Source organism: Bacteroides sp. ZJ-18 (assembly GCF_011038705.2).
GTDB lineage: Bacteria > Bacteroidota > Bacteroidia > Bacteroidales > Bacteroidaceae > Bacteroides > Bacteroides hominis.
The window spans coordinates 1,079,286-1,095,377 of record NZ_CP072198.1 but is presented as its reverse complement, the minus strand read 5'-3'; the positions used below and the strand labels follow the sequence as shown (position 1 = coordinate 1,095,377).

The following is a 16,092-nucleotide window of genomic DNA, read 5'->3' as shown; positions in this document are numbered from 1 at the left end:
CACTACTTGCCGGAGAACCACTTAACAAACAGAAGTATGGATTCCCGTTTGTTTCCTTTCGTTTCATTTGTGAATATAGCGAAGTTTCCTTTACTTTGCATGCACAATGCATATTTTATAACATCAATAATAATACCATGAAAAAATTACTTGCAACACTATTGGTTCTTACAGCCTGCCTCCATGTAAGTGCACAAGAATCGAAGCAGATTCGCATCTCGACAGAACGGACAGACCTTATTTTAGAAGTCGCTCCGAACGGACGCCTATATCAGGCTTATCTGGGTGACAAACTATTAAACGACCGGGACCTGAGCCACCTTTCAGGGCGATCCCGCGGATGGGAAGTATATCCGGGATCCGGTGGGGAAGACTATTTCGAACCGGCTGTAGCCATTACAAACAACGACGGTAACCCCAGTACCATCCTGCGTTATGTGTCCTCGGAACAGAAAACAGTAGAAGGAGGGACAGAGACCATCATCCGGATGAAAGACGACCAGTATCCGGTAGATGTGACGTTGCACTATGTATCTTATCCTAAACAAAATGTAATCAAGACATGGAGTGAGATCACGCATCAACAGAAGAAACCGGTCACTCTATGGCGTTATGCTTCAACGATGCTTTATTTCGCAAACCAAAAATATTATCTCACCGAATTCAGCAGTGACTGGGCCAAAGAGGTACAGATGAGTACACAACAGCTGCAACCGGGCAAAAAAATTCTCGATACAAAATTAGGAAGCCGCGCAGCCATGCACATGCAACCTTTCTTCGAACTCGGACTGGAACAGCCTGCACAAGAACATCAGGGACAAGTAATATTGGGTACCATTGGCTGGACAGGCAACTTCCAGTTTACTTTTGAGGTAGACAACGAGGGGAACTTGCGGGTAATCCCTGCCATCAACCCGTATGCTTCGGATTATCAATTAAAAGCAAACGAAATATTCACTACCCCGGAATTTATCTTTACCCTGAGTAACAACGGTACGGGAGAAGCCAGCCGCAATTTACACAACTGGGCACGCAACTACCAACTGAAAGATGGCCAGGGAGACCGGATGACTCTCCTCAATAATTGGGAGAACACTTATTTCACTTTCGATGAAGAGTTATTGGGTAAATTGATGAAAGAAGCCAAACATCTGGGTGTAGATATGTTTCTGCTCGACGATGGCTGGTTTGGGAATAAACATCCACGCAACGACGATCATGCCGGCCTGGGCGATTGGGAAGCAATGAAAAGCAAACTTCCCGGAGGTATCCCTGCATTAGTAGAGAAAGCGAAAGAAGCCGGTGTCAAATTCGGTATCTGGATAGAACCGGAGATGGTGAATCCTCAAAGTGATCTGTTCGAAGCACATCCCGACTGGGCAATCCATTATCCGAACCGTGAAACTTATTATTACCGCAATCAATTGGTACTCGACCTGAGCAATCCCAAAGTACAGGATTTCGTATTCGGCGTAGTCGATAAGATTATGACGGAAAACCCTGATGTAGCTTTCTTTAAGTGGGATTGCAACAGCCCCATCACCAATATCTATTCTCCCTATCTGAAAGACAAACAAGGACAACTCTATATCGATCATGTACGCGGTATATATAATGTATTGAAACGGGTCAAAGAAAAATACCCCAATGTCCCGATGATGCTATGTTCCGGCGGTGGTGCACGTTGCGACTACGAAGCACTGAAATACTTCACAGAGTTTTGGTGTTCGGACAATACCGATCCGATAGAGCGTTTGTTCATCCAGTGGGGTTTTTCACAATTCTTCCCTTCCAAAGCCATGTGTGCCCATGTTACAAGTTGGAACAGCAGGACGAGTGTAAAGTTCCGTACCGATGTTGCCAGCATGTGTAAATTGGGATTCGACATCGGCCTGAAAGATATGAAAGCGGACGAACTGGCTTATTGCCAGGAAGCCGTGGCAAATTATAAGCGCCTGAAGCCTGTCATACTGGATGGTGATCAATACCGCCTCATCTCTCCATATGAAAGCAATCACATGGCGATTATGTATGCCGCACCGGATGCTTCGAAAGCTGTTCTCTTCGCATATGATATCCATCCCCGCTTTGGCGAGAAACTGCTCCCGATTAAGCTCCAGGGACTTGATGCCGGAAAAATGTACCGGGTGAAAGAAATTAATCTAATGCCGGGCCGGAAATCGAATCTACCGGGTAATGAAAAAATCTTCTCCGGTGACTATCTGATGAAAATAGGATTGAATGCATTTACTACTTCACAGACCCATAGCCGGGTAATAGAACTGGTGGCAGAATAAACTTATTACTATCAACCCACAAAACACAGATGCAAAAGGCGGGGCACTTTGACAGTATCCCGCCTTTCATTTATGGTTAACACAAAACATGCAAATAAAAGCAGGAAAAGTTAATCCAACCTTTAAATACCACATATTATTAAATTGAAGAACGAAAGAATGTAATAAATATTAAGAAAAGAAGTTTATATTTTATATTTTTGCAGCACACATATAGCAACCATTACTCTATATATGAACAACGACATCGAATATATCAGCAAGATAAAGAAAGGAGAAGAAGCTTCTTTCCGTCATTTTGTGAATAGCTACTCGAAAGACTTGTTCTACTATGCACAGTGTTTCGTACGAACCAAAGAAACTGCCGAAGAAGTAGTCAGCGATGTCTTTCTGGATGTATGGAGGCACCGGGAAGAAATAGAAGAAATCAAGAATATAAAAGCCTGGTTGCTTACTTTAACTCACAACAAAGCCATCTCGTATCTGCGAAAAGCGGAAAATTCAAATGAAATAACTTCCTGGGAAGAAATAGACAGCTTCCAGATAATCGGAAATCTGCAAACTCCCGACGAACAGATGATCAGCAAGGAAGAGATAGCCCAAATCAACAGCCTCATTCAAACACTTCCTCCCAAATGCAAGGTAGTCTTCGCTCTTGCCAAGATAGAACGCCTACCCTATAAAGAAATAGCCGATATGCTGAATATATCTGTAAAGACCATTAATGCACACGTTGCCAAAGCATTAGAGATCATCTCGAGCGGCCTGAAAAAATAAATCAGAAAATAATCTAAAAAAGATGGAATCCGGATAGGACATTCCCGGGTAAACTGCGTCTTTATTTATGTAACCCTATTAAAGTATGAGAAAGAATAAGTTTAAATCATTTGCCTCACGCCTGAATAAGGATGGCGACCATCCGGAAAAGATATCATTTAAGTCTCCGGAAGAGCAGGCCGAATATGATAAGCTCGACTTTCTCTGGAACCGATGTCACTCCGAAGAAATGAGTGAACCGGATATATGGGCAAAAGTGCGGGAAAAGATAAATGCCGGCAACACACCGGTCCGTCTTACCTCAAAGATTAATAAAACGACACGACTGTTCAGTATCCTGAGATATTCGGCAGTTGCGGCTTCTGTAGTCCTGTTGATAGGAATAAGCTGTTTTCTTCTGTTGAATGACGAAGAAAGGCATGACTTAAATAAGATCGCGCAAAGTCTGCAAACGGAAATTCCACACGACATTAAAGAAGTAACACTGGTCGTTTCAGATCAAAAAAAGATAGAATTGGATAACAATGCCCAAGTCGTCTATTCCGCGACGGGCCAAGTGCAGGTCAACTCTAATAAACTTGCAGAAGATGACAGTAAAGAGGAGTACAACCAAATTATCGTTCCGAAAGGCAAACGCTCGCAGATTGTCTTAGCCGATAACAGTAAAATATGGATCAACTCCGGAAGTAAAGTTATTTATCCCCGCACATTTGAAGGGAAATATAGAGAAATTTATGTGGAAGGAGAAGTGTATCTGAATGTGACACATGATACTTCGAAACCGTTTATTGTAAATACTTCCGGATTTGAAGTACGAGTTTTGGGTACATCTTTCAACATATCGGCCTACAAAAATCAAGAAAGAGCTACGGTCGTACTGGTCGATGGTTCGGTCAACGTAAAAGACCAGCAAAATCACCATATAAAAATGGTGCCTAACGAGAAAGTGGAACTTAACGAGAAAGGTATATCGGGAAAAGAGAAAGTAAATGCCTGCGACTATATCAGCTGGATTGACGGGATATGGACTTTGCAGGGAGAAAGCCTGAAACAAGTTTTGCAACATTTACGAGATTATTACGGTCAGGACATACGATGTGACGCTGCGGTAGAGGACGAGCAAATGTTTGGTAAACTCTACTTGAATGATGATCTAAATCAGGTAATGAAGTCGATTCTGTCTATTTTACCTACTGAATATACAATGAAAAACAATGTAATCTATATAGAATAATACAAGTTTTAAGTAACCAATGTTTAACCTTAAAAAACACACACCATTATGTAGAAAGAAAGCGGATAAAAAAAGAAAATCGGATAATACGCCCATATTATCCGACTCTAATGACTTTTTATTAAATCACAAACTTTAATGATTAACTAAAATCAATGTAAATGTATGAAAAAGAAAGCAATTCCTTGTCATAAGGCAGGGAGGATTACGTCCTTTTTTTTATTAATTAGTATTTTTTTACTTATACCGAGTATCACTACTCCGATTTATGCTGCAAAGACTTATGCCCAGCAAACTGTTTTCACGCTTCACACAAGTAATAAAACTGTAAAAGAAGTGTTGGAATACATTGAGAAAAACAGTGAATTTGTTGTTTTGTACTCAAAAGATCTCTTACCTGTACTACAGAAAAAAGTATCCATTTCGATAGATAAACAGGACGTGGAGTCGATTCTGAATATTTTATCTAAAGAAGCAGGATTGAAGTATAACATTAACGACCGTCAGATCACAGTCACCAAAGTTGCGGCAGAAGCACCGCAGCAAGAGAAAAAGGAAATAAAAGTTACTGGAAAAGTTCTTGACGAAAATGGTGAAGGAGTTCCTGGAGCTAATGTTGTGGTGAAAGGTGATAAGACCAAAGGCACAATGACGGATATAGAGGGTAACTTTACTCTCACAGTCCCAGCTAATACGGTCTTGGTAGCCAGTTTTATCGGATATACCCCTACGGAATTTCCTTTAAACGGCAAAACAAACGTCATTTTAAAAATAGCTCCAGATGCTAAGCAACTCGACGAAGTGGTCGTCGTCGGATTTGGCGCCCAAAAGAAAGCGAGTGTAGTAGGAGCTGTGCAAACGGTAAAAGCCAGTGAACTCCGTTCACCATCAAGTACACTAAGTAATTCATTTGCCGGACGTATCGCTGGTGTAGTAGCAGTGCAGCGTGGTGGCGAACCGGGTGCCGATGGAGCAAATTTCTGGATACGTGGTATTTCAACCTTCGCCAGCAACACATCTCCACTCGTTTTTATTGATAATGTAGAAGTATCTATCGGTGATCTGAATGCCCTTTCTCCAGAAGTAATTGAAGGATTCTCAATTCTAAAAGATGCAACAGCCACGGCATTATACGGTGCACGCGGTGCCAATGGAGTTATGTTGATTACAACCAGAAATGGTAAAGACATGGAAAAGGCACGAATCAACATCCGTGTGCAAAATTCTTTTACACAGCCTACCAAAACCGTAAAAGTAGCAGATGGTATAGACTATATGATTGCAAGAAACGATGCAGTACTAAACCGTACTCCGAATGCGCAACCTTATTATTCTGAGGAGGTTATTGAAGGGACACGTAAGCAACTAAATCCATACATTTATCCGAATGTAGATTGGGAGAATTATCTATTTAAAGATTTCACCACTACTCAATCTGCCAATGTAAATGTTACCGGTGGTGGTAAACGTGTCACTTATTTCCTTAGCGGTACACTAAACAATGATAACGGTATGCTAAAGAAAGACTCCAAAAACAACTTTGACAACAACATCAATCAGCTACGTTTATCTTTACAAGCAAATGTGGGTGTCAATTTGACATCAACCACTAAGGCTAATGTGCGACTAAACGCACAGGTACTGGATTACTCAGGTTCTGCCGCTGGAACTGACGCAATCTATCAGGGCATTTTCGAAGCCCCTCCCGTTATGTTTGCTCCGGTACTTCCCGCACAAAATGGCGAAGACTATATCCTGTTTGGTAATCGCAATGGTGGACCGGTTTCTGGTAGATACCGTAACCCATATGCTGAAATGGTTAGAGGCTATTCCGAAAAAAACGAATCTACTATGATCGCGAGCCTCGATCTTGAACAAGACCTCAAATTCATTGTTCCAGGATTAAAAGCCAAAGGATTGATATCTTTCAAAAACTGGGCTACAACCAACGTAGTACGTTCTTTCGACCCCTATTTTTACGGAATCAAAGACTACGAACAAGGAGCCAACGGTGAATACACCTATACTTACGAGGCTATCACAAAAGGTAGTAAAGCTCTTTCCACAAGCACATCTAATGGAGGCGACCGTTTACTTAACTATCAACTTTCATTGGACTACGCACAGACCTTTGCAGACAAACACAATGTTGGAGCAATGTTAGTCTATCTGCAAAGAGATTACAACCAGAATGCACCAGCAGACTTTTACGCCACTCTACCGGTACGTAACCAAGGTATCGCAGGGCGTGTTACTTATGGGTATGATGACAGATACATGATTGAAGCCAACTTTGGATATAACGGTAGTGAGAATTTTGGAGAAGGCAAGCGTTTCGGTTTCTTCCCCTCAGTAGCTATCGGATACAATATTTCTAACGAAAACTTTTTCACTCCGCTGAGAAAAGTCATTTCTAATCTGAAAATCAGAGGTTCTTATGGAAAAGTAGGTAACTCGTCAACCGATTCTCGTTTCCCTTATCTGACCTACGTAAATCTGTCCGGAGCCTCCTATACATTCGGCAACAACTGGCAGAACACAGGAACAGGTGCCATAATCACAAGATACGGTGCAGCTGGCGCACGCTGGGAAACCGGTATAAAAGCCGATATGGGAGTTGAGTTGAATTTATTCAATTCATTAAATATCACTTTTGACTGGTTTACAGAAACCCGTAAAGACATTTTTATGCGCAGAAACATCGTACCGGCAGAATCAGGCATTACGGGGGATTTACGCCCATACGCTAACTTAGGGAAAGTGAAAAATCAAGGTGTCGACCTAAATATTGAGTATAATAAAGCTTTCTCCAGAGATCTGATTGTATCATTAAAAGGTAGCTTTACATACGCAAAGAACACACTTCTTGAAGCAGACGAACCCAGCTATCCGGAAGAAGAAGCCTACCGTTCCGAAATCGGCAAACCGCTGAATCGTTATACCGGATTGATAGCAATGGGATTATTTAAAGATGAAGCAGATGTTGAGAATAGCCCGGAACAGACTTTCTCTCCGAACCTGAAACCAGGAGACATTAAATACAAAGATTTAAATGGAGACGGGAAAATCGACAGCAATGACATGACTGAAATAGGTGATCCAACGGTCCCTCAAATTGTATACGGTTTCGGAGGCTCTGTACAATACAAAAGCTTTGACTTCTCTGTCTTCTTTCAAGGAGTCGCCAAAACAAGCCTAATGATGCAAAACATTCATCCGTTTACATCCGACCAGACAACCTTGCTCGATTTTATAGCAAAAGATTATTGGACAGAAGAGAATCCTAATCCAAACGCAGAATATCCTCGTTTAATCAGCAATCTCGACTCACATAATAACTTTATGAATTCGACCTACTGGTTAAGAAGTGCCGCTTTCTTGCGTCTGAAAAATGTAGAAATAGGTTATACCTACAAAGTAGCGCGCCTCTTTATATCAGGCCAGAACTTGTTAACCTTCTCTCCATTCAAGCACTGGGATCCGGAACTTGGTGGAGGAAAAGGACTAACTTATCCAAACTTACGTGTTGCAACAATCGGTTTACAATTAACATTTTAAATGAGTCTATATGAAAAAGTTAATATTTATTCTTACACTCTTTACTGCAGTTCTCTTCCATAGCTGTGACTATTTGGATATAGTGCCAGATGATACCGCCACATTGGAAGACGCTTTTAAAAACGAAACAACAGCAGAGAATTTCATTTATTCTTGTTACTCTTTTATCCCTCAATATAACAACTGCCGCACTAATTTCGGTTGGCTGATGTCAAACGAAACAGTTTGTTCCAAACACTGGGGATTACAGTGGTTCTCTTTTTTGCAGATGCAGCAGCTACAATATAGTTCCAGTAATCCGGTTCTGGATATTTGGCAACAGTGTTATAAAGGCATCAAACAATGCTATATATTTCAAAGTAATATCGACAAGGTAGTTCCTATGACAATCTCGGCCGCTGAATACGAAGCTAAAAAGAAAGTATGGCTTGCAGAAACCAACTTCCTGATAGCCTATTTCCACTCGGTACTGCTACAAAACTACGGTCCGGTAGTGATTGTCGATTCAGACATTCCATTGGACGGAGAAGGAGAAACATTTTTCCGTCCCCGTAAACCATACGACGAATGTGTCACGACAATTGGAGGAATGTTTGATAAAGCAATTGCAGATTTACCTTTAACTGTTCCCAGTAGTGACCTTGGACGTGCTACCAAAGTTGTTGCCCAAGCATTAAAAGCAAGAATGTATCTATTTGCAGCTAGCCCATTATACAATGGCAATAGTGAATTCTACTCAGATTTTAAAGATCAAAACGGAACCCCATTTATCAATCAGACATATGACAAAGCTAAATGGAAGACTGCGATGGATGAGACTAAAAAAGCAATCACTTTAGCCGAGCAAGCTGGTAATGAATTATACCGATATGCAAGCAGTAGACCACTTAGCAAATTTGATCAGGCTGTAGCTAATCAACGCTATACAATGGTAGATCCATGGAATAAAGAACTTATCTGGGGATACAGTGGCGTAAAAGAAGATGCTACTAATCAGAACTTTTTTCAGGTGCTGGTTATCCCTAAAGGATTTTGTCCACGAGGTCAGGCTCCCATTGGCGGTATCGGTCCTTCTTTAGAGGCTGTGGAATTTTTCTATTCCGAAAACGGGATTCCATGTGACCAAGATCCGAGCTATAAATGGGAAGACCGCATGAAGATCATGCCTAATGACTCCACAATTTATCTGCACCGTAAACGTGAACCTCGTTTTTACGCCTTTGTAGGATACGACCGTGGTCCATACGAAATAAATAGTGATACCGTAACCTTGAAACTTCGCTTTGGAGAACAAAACGGTGTAGCGCAAGCCGACTTGAATGCTGACCACCTCTATGGCGGATACGCTTTAAAGAAAGGCGTCTGCCCTTCTGACCAAGCTTTAAATTCAGGAACATTCACTATTGACACATATCCTTTCCCTATTATCCGTTTAGGAGAATTATATCTCAACTATGCAGAAGCATGCGCTGAATATAACGGAACACTGGATGCTGACGCAACCCGTTACTTTAATGCCATTCGCGAAAAAGCAGGCTTACCGACACTTGCCGAGTCTTTTGGCAATCCAACCGGTGACGCATTAGTAAAAGTGGTACGCCGTGAAAGAATGAACGAATTAATCTTTGAAGGACATTGGTTATATGACCTGAAACGTTGGAAAGAAGCTGAGAGGTTCTTTGCGAAAGACGCTAATGGTATGAGAGGCTTGAATTCAGCCGGTGCAACAGCAGAAGAGTTCTATACAGCAAGAGTTTTGCCTGAACGACCGTTAATCTTTACCCAAAAGCAATATTTATATCCTATCAAACAGGATTACATTGACATCAATCCGAATCTGATTCAGAATCCAGGATGGTAAATAAAATGTTTTCGATAGAGTAATTATATAATAGAGGGTGAATGGGTTTAATATAAATTGATTCACCCTCTTTTTTTTAAAATTTTAAAAACAAAATAGTTTATGATGTCGTACATAAAAAGTAAAAACACAACGTTTTTTATACTATTTATATCCTGTCTCTGTACCACTATAATACACGCAAAAGAGAGTAACTTACAACGTCTTGCTAACAAAATGGTACCTAACCAAGCAAAAAACATCGTCTTTGAAAGAGTTGTAAACGAAACCGACTTCTTTGAGTTAGAGACCAAAGGCAAAAAGTTAATTATTCGAGGGAATAACGGCATTTCCATGGCCCGTGGACTAAACCATTATATGCGTTATTATCTGCACAGCACTACAAGTTGGACGGGACATAATCTATCATATACATCTTCTTTGCCCATAATAAAAGAAAAAATACATGTAAATGCTACGTTGCCATTAAGATATTATTTGAATTATTGCACATATAGTTACTCTATGGCTTTTTGGAACTGGACACAATGGGAAGATGAAATAGACCGTATGGCTATGCAAGGCATCAATATGCCATTAGTAGCAGTTATTGGACAGTATGCGGTCTGGCAAAACACACTTCGACGCTTAGGGTACTCAGAGAAAGAAATATTGGACTTTTTACCAGGAGCCGGTTACGAAGCATGGTGGTTAATGGGAAATCTTGAAAAATTTGGCGGTCCAGTTTCACAACAATTCATTGAGCGGCAAACCAAACTTCAAAAAAAGATGTTAGACCGAATGAGAGAATACGGTATGGAACCTGTGCTACAAGGTTTCTATGGCATGGTACCCAACAGTATGATCACAAAATTTCCAAATGCAGACATACGCGATGCAGGTAAATGGATCACCTACCAGCGTCCAGCATTCTTAGTTCCTTCAGATCCTCTATTTACCAAAGTTGCGCAAATATTCTATGAAGAACAAGAGAAACTATTTGGAAAGTCCCGCTACTACGGTGGAGACCCTTTTCATGAAGGAGGCAACTCAGAGGGGATTAATATAACAGAGGCAGCCTCTGATATATATAAAGCAATGAAAGCCAACAATCCAGATGCTATATGGGTGCTCCAAGGTTGGGGCACAAATCCTTCGTATGCATTATTAAAGGGGCTTAAACATGGCGAAGCGTTAATACTCGACCTAATGTCATGCGCCCGTCCCCAATGGGGAGGTGAGCCTTCATCACAATCCCATAGAGAAGGCGGCTACCTGGATCATAACTGGATCTGGTGTGCTTTACCTAATTTTGGCGGACGCATTGGAATGTATGGAAAGCTCCATAGCTATGCTACAGGAGTTATAAAAGCCGAACATCATCCCAAAGGTAAATACGTATGTGGAGTAGGAACTACTCCAGAGGGTATCGGAACAAACCCGATTGATTATGATATGGTATACGATATGGCCTGGAGGACGGATAGTATAGACGTAAAAAATTGGATAGCCAATTATACAACCTATCGATATGGCTCTTCAAACAATAACTCAAAAGCAGCCATGCAGCAATTATCAACTTCTGTATACAATTGTCCATGGGCAGCAGATGGTCCACAAGAGTCCTATTTTTGTGCCCGTCCATCATTAAAAATAGATCGCACATCATCTTGGGGAACAGCCCATCTGTACTATCAACCTATAAACGTCCTCCAAGCACTGGAACATCTGTTAAAAGCAGAGAATGAGTTAAAAGAAATCGACACGTACCGTTATGACGTGGTAGATGTTACTCGCCAAGTGTTAGCTGATTATGGAAAATATATTCATAAATGCATAGCAGACGCTTACTATGAAAAAAATACAGAAAAGTTTGATTTTTACACCTCAAAATTTCTTCAAATGATTTCTGACCAAGATTTGCTATTAAGTACACGCAAAGAATTCCTATTAGGAGAATTCATAAGACAAGCAGATGCATGTGGTGCGGATCCGATGGAAAAAAGGATGTTTATAAATAATGCAAAACGTCAGATTACAACTTGGGCTTCTGTAAATTCAAGCCTACATGAATATGCTCACAAAGAATGGAACGGGATATTGAGTACTTTATATGCTCCACGCTGGAAAGCATACTTCAATTATCTTCGTGCTAAGTTAAAAGGAAAAAATCCAAAAGAAATTGACTTCTTCACGATGGAAACCGATTGGATCGAAAGTCAGGAGGAGTTTCCTGCAGTACCTATCAAGAAAGAAATAGAGATAGCTAAAACGATTTATCACAATTATTCTAACGAAATAAAGCAAGCTTATTTAAAATAAACTAAGATCGAAACAGTTTGTATTTTATCATATGAGAGCTTCATCTCAACCTTATCGTTCAATAGAAAGATAAAAATATAAAACTATAATGAAAATAATGGCGAGCTTTTCAGAAAAGCTCGCCATTATCATAGACATATAATTATATTTTCATTCCAAAAATACAGCTGTCCCGCTGGCAGTTACCATCAACATACTACCACTTCCCCCAACTGTTTCGTAATCCAAATCAACTCCGATCACAGCATTAGCGCCCATTTGGCGAGCCTGTTCAGACATTTCTTTCAGAGCAGTATCTTTTGCCTCACGAAGCACTTCTTCGTATGAACCGGAGCGTCCGCCTACTATATCACGAATACTGGCAAAAAAGTCACGGAAGACATTGGCACCTATAATAGTTTCTCCAGACACAATGCCATAATAAGTGGTTATTCGTTTTCCTTCGATTATCGGAGTGGTTGCTAATAACATATTCTTTTCTGTTTATAAGGTTTATATTATTATTAGACGCAAAAAGAGGCGAAAAGTTACAAGGAACCGGCTATTTATTATTTGTATATTCTCAAAAGCTACATTCGGAAATGAAACTTTATCCACTTAACATCTAATGATATACTCGAAGACTCGCCTTTTATCAATATAATTTCAACACTCGGATATTATAAAAAAAGTGTCGTGAAAACCCATTACTTTCACGACACTTTAATATTTGTCAGAATACACACACTGGCTTAGAACATCTTACTAACCCGCTCGATGCCGGCTACAAGGTCATCAATTTCTTCTTTTGTATTGTACATAGCAAAAGATGCACGAACTGTACCTTCAATACCCAAACGGTGCATTAATGGTTCTGCACAATGATGACCGGTACGAACGGCAATACCCAGCCGATCGAGCAGAGTCCCCATATCCAGATGATGTATGTCACCTACCAAGAAAGAAACTACGCTACTTTTATGTGCAGCCTCACCAAAGATACGCATACCCGGGATCTCTTTCAATCGCTGCATAGCATAGATGGTAAGCTCATGTTCGTGGTCAGCTATATGATCTAAACCAATGCCTGTGACATAATCCAAAGCCTTGGCAAGTCCGGTAGTAGCAATATAATCGGGAGTTCCAGCCTCAAACTTAAAAGGCAATTCACCAAAAACGGTTTTCTCAAAAGAAACGGACTGAATCATCTCTCCCCCACCCTGATAAGGCGGAAGACGCTCAAGCCAATCTTCCTTTCCGTACAGGACACCGATTCCGGTCGGTCCATATACCTTATGACCCGAAAAAACAAAAAAATCAGCATCCAGTTCCTGTACATCCACCTTCATATGAGGAATGGACTGAGCACCGTCTATCATAACAGGTACTCCATGGGCATGTGCTGTGGCAATCATCTCTTTTACCGGATTGATTGTTCCCAATACATTGGATACTTGAGTTACACTGACGATCTTAGTACGCTCAGAAAAAAGCTTTTCATATTCATCAAGTAACAGCTCACCTTTATCATTCATCGGAATGACTTTAATCGCAATCCCTTTACGGGCTGCCAACAACTGCCAAGGTACGATGTTACTATGGTGTTCCATCACTGAAATAATCACTTCATCCCCCTCTTGCATGAACTCTTCACCAAAACTGGAAACAATTAAATTAATGCTCTCTGTAGTGCCGCGAGTGAAAATGACTTCACGAGTACTACGTGCATTAATGAACTGACGCACAGTCTCACGTGAGGCCTCATGCAGTTCTGTTGCCTGTTGAGACAGGAAATGAACCCCACGGTGTACATTCGCATTGACCGAGTAATATTCATCTACAATCGAGTCAATCACCAAGCGCGGCTTCTGAGTAGTCGCTCCGTTATCTAAATAAACCAAAGGCTTACCATATACCGTACGGCCGAGTATGGGAAAGTCTTCACGTATCTTCTGAATATTCATTTTATCACTGATTATTTGCAAATAGAACACCCCTGGCACTTATTCAGTTCACCACGGAAACGTTTTTCAACCAACAAATGCAGGCGATCTTTCAATGCCTCCAAACGAATGGTATCAATCACCTCGTTGACAAAAGCAAACATCAACAGCAAACGGGCTTCCTTCTCTGCAATACCACGAGCACGCATGTAGAAGAGAGCATTTTCGTCCAATTGACCTACTGTAGCTCCATGGGAGCATTTTACATCGTCGGCATATATCTCCAATTGTGGCTGAGTATACATACGGGCATCACGAGTGGCACAGAGGTTACGGTTTGTCTGCTGAGAACTGGTATGTTGTGCATCCGGACGTACAAGTACCAATCCGGCAAAGGCACCCACTGACTGATCATCAAGTACATACTTGAATAACTCATTACTGGTACAATTCGGCACAGCATGATCTATCGAAGTATTATTGTCCACATGTTGGTTCTTATCGGCAATGGCCATGCCACAAAGATTAATCTCGGCACCTTCACCGGCAAGGGTAACCTCTGTCGTATTACGGGTTGTCCCGTTGTGAAGTGTCATCCCATTGAGCAGTACATTGCTATTCGCTCCCTGCTTTACATACAGATTGCTGAAACGCACTGTGCTGGTATGGGTCTCTTCCAGTTCGTAAAGATCGAAAACAGAGTTTTCTTCCGCAAACACTTCAATGACTTGCGTTGCCAGAAAGTTCACATTATCCATGGCATGATCACAAACCAGCAAACGGGCCTGAGCTCCCTCTTCAAGGATAATCAGCACACGTCGGTTTACCATGAAATTGACATCTGCACGAAGTATATTAACCAACTGGATGGGTTTATCAACAACCACATTCTTCGGGACATACATCAGTACTCCGTCTTGAGTAAAAGCTGTATTAAAGGCCGTTACTGCATCCTTCGAAGTATCTGCCAACTTACCATAATACTTTTTTACAAGTTCCGGATGTTGCTCAGCCATTTCTCTCAGACCGCCGAAAATAACTCCCTCAGGTAATCCGGACTTAGGAAGTGCCTGATTGTAGAATGCATCGTTCACCACAAAAAATAATGAGGTACTCATATTCGGAACATCGCATTTAAACACCTCATAAGGATTCACCGGAATGGGTAGACGATTCAGGTTCAAGCCGTAATCCGGCTCGAAGAATTTACTGACATCCGTGTATTTATACTTTTCCTGCTTCCGCGTAGGAAATCCCTGACGCTCGAAATCAGCAAAAGCTGCCGCCCGGGGAGCATTCATGGGCTCGGCACTATGACGACAGATCATCGCTTCACACTGAGCAAAAAGATCTATGTATTGCTGTTCTACATTCATAATCACACTCATTCTCCTAATTCCTTCTTAATCCAATCGTATCCTTTTTCTTCCAGCTCAAGAGCGAGCTCCGGACCTGCTGTCTTCACAATACGTCCCTTATAGAGCACATGTACGATATCCGGCTTTATGTAATCCAACAAACGCTGGTAGTGAGTGATGACAATACAACTGGTATCGGGTGTCTTCAATTTGTTTACTCCTTCGGCTACAATACGAAGCGCATCGATATCGAGTCCGGAGTCCGTCTCGTCCAGAATGCTAAGACGGGGTTCGAGCATAGCCATCTGGAAAATCTCGTTACGTTTTTTCTCTCCACCCGAGAAGCCTTCATTTACCGAGCGGTTTGCCAATTTGTTATCCAACTCAACTACTGCACGCTTTTCACGCATCAGCTTCAGGAACTCACTGGCTGTCAGAGCAGGCAAACCTTTGTATTTACGCTGTTCATTGACAGCAGCACGCATAAAGTTAACCATGCTCACACCCGGAATCTCTACCGGATACTGAAAACTAAGGAAGATACCTTCGTGGCTACGGTCTTCAGGACTTAATTCCAAAAGGTTCTTACCGTAGAATGTAATACTCCCTTTCGTCACTTCAAAAGCAGGATTACCTACCAGAACAGAAGAAAGCGTACTCTTACCTGAACCATTGGGTCCCATAATGGCATGTACTTCGCCCGGATTCACCGTCAAGTTGATGCCTTTCAATATCTCTTTGCCGTTAATGCTGGCATGCAGGTCTTTTATCTCTAACATGATCT

General features: G+C 41.4%; 10 protein-coding genes. 6 read left to right on the top strand and 4 right to left on the bottom strand.

Features of this window, described 5'->3' with window-relative positions; genetic code table 11:
- The first annotated feature begins 137 nt into the window (after positions 1–137).
- From G7Y45_RS04465 to G7Y45_RS04440, 6 genes are all read left to right on the top strand, one after another.
- Positions 138–2,297 carry an alpha-galactosidase gene (locus tag G7Y45_RS04465; protein WP_032531037.1) on the top strand — a complete coding sequence of 720 codons (2,160 nt, stop codon included), beginning with the start codon at positions 138–140 and terminating at the stop codon, positions 2,295–2,297.
- A gap of 234 nt (positions 2,298–2,531) precedes the next feature.
- A complete protein-coding gene (locus G7Y45_RS04460; RefSeq protein WP_005779311.1) occupies positions 2,532–3,074 on the top strand; it encodes an RNA polymerase sigma-70 factor in 543 nt (180 codons plus the stop codon).
- Between the two features lie 85 nt (positions 3,075–3,159).
- The gene (locus G7Y45_RS04455; RefSeq protein ID WP_005822769.1) at positions 3,160–4,308 is read left to right on the top strand and encodes a FecR family protein; all 1,149 of its coding nucleotides are present in this window, start codon (positions 3,160–3,162) and stop codon (positions 4,306–4,308) included.
- 165 nt (positions 4,309–4,473) lie between these two features.
- Positions 4,474–7,866 (top strand): SusC/RagA family TonB-linked outer membrane protein, encoded by a 3,393-nt coding sequence (locus G7Y45_RS04450; protein WP_032531036.1) that lies wholly within the window; start codon positions 4,474–4,476, stop codon positions 7,864–7,866.
- A gap of 10 nt (positions 7,867–7,876) precedes the next feature.
- Positions 7,877–9,727, top strand: coding sequence for a RagB/SusD family nutrient uptake outer membrane protein (locus tag G7Y45_RS04445; protein ID WP_165014958.1), 1,851 nt, complete (start codon positions 7,877–7,879; stop codon positions 9,725–9,727).
- 102 nt (positions 9,728–9,829) lie between these two features.
- Entirely contained in the window at positions 9,830–12,028 is a 2,199-nt protein-coding gene (locus G7Y45_RS04440; RefSeq protein WP_165014961.1) for an alpha-N-acetylglucosaminidase, read from the top strand.
- Positions 12,029–12,178: 150 nt separating this feature from the next.
- Here G7Y45_RS04440 and G7Y45_RS04435 read toward each other — a convergent pair whose 3' ends face one another.
- From G7Y45_RS04435 to sufC, 4 genes are all read right to left on the bottom strand, one after another.
- The gene (locus tag G7Y45_RS04435; protein ID WP_005779329.1) at positions 12,179–12,499 is read right to left on the bottom strand and encodes a heavy metal-binding domain-containing protein; all 321 of its coding nucleotides are present in this window, start codon (positions 12,497–12,499) and stop codon (positions 12,179–12,181) included.
- A 260-nt stretch (positions 12,500–12,759) separates the two neighbouring features.
- A complete protein-coding gene (locus G7Y45_RS04430) occupies positions 12,760–13,971 on the bottom strand; it encodes a cysteine desulfurase (RefSeq protein WP_005779330.1) in 1,212 nt (403 codons plus the stop codon).
- A gap of 11 nt (positions 13,972–13,982) precedes the next feature.
- Positions 13,983–15,326 carry a Fe-S cluster assembly protein SufD gene (gene sufD / locus G7Y45_RS04425; protein WP_005779333.1) on the bottom strand — a complete coding sequence of 448 codons (1,344 nt, stop codon included), beginning with the start codon at positions 15,324–15,326 and terminating at the stop codon, positions 13,983–13,985.
- An 8-nt stretch (positions 15,327–15,334) separates the two neighbouring features.
- The gene (gene sufC, locus G7Y45_RS04420; protein ID WP_005779335.1) at positions 15,335–16,087 is read right to left on the bottom strand and encodes a Fe-S cluster assembly ATPase SufC; all 753 of its coding nucleotides are present in this window, start codon (positions 16,085–16,087) and stop codon (positions 15,335–15,337) included.
- Between the last annotated feature and the right edge of the window lie 5 nt (positions 16,088–16,092).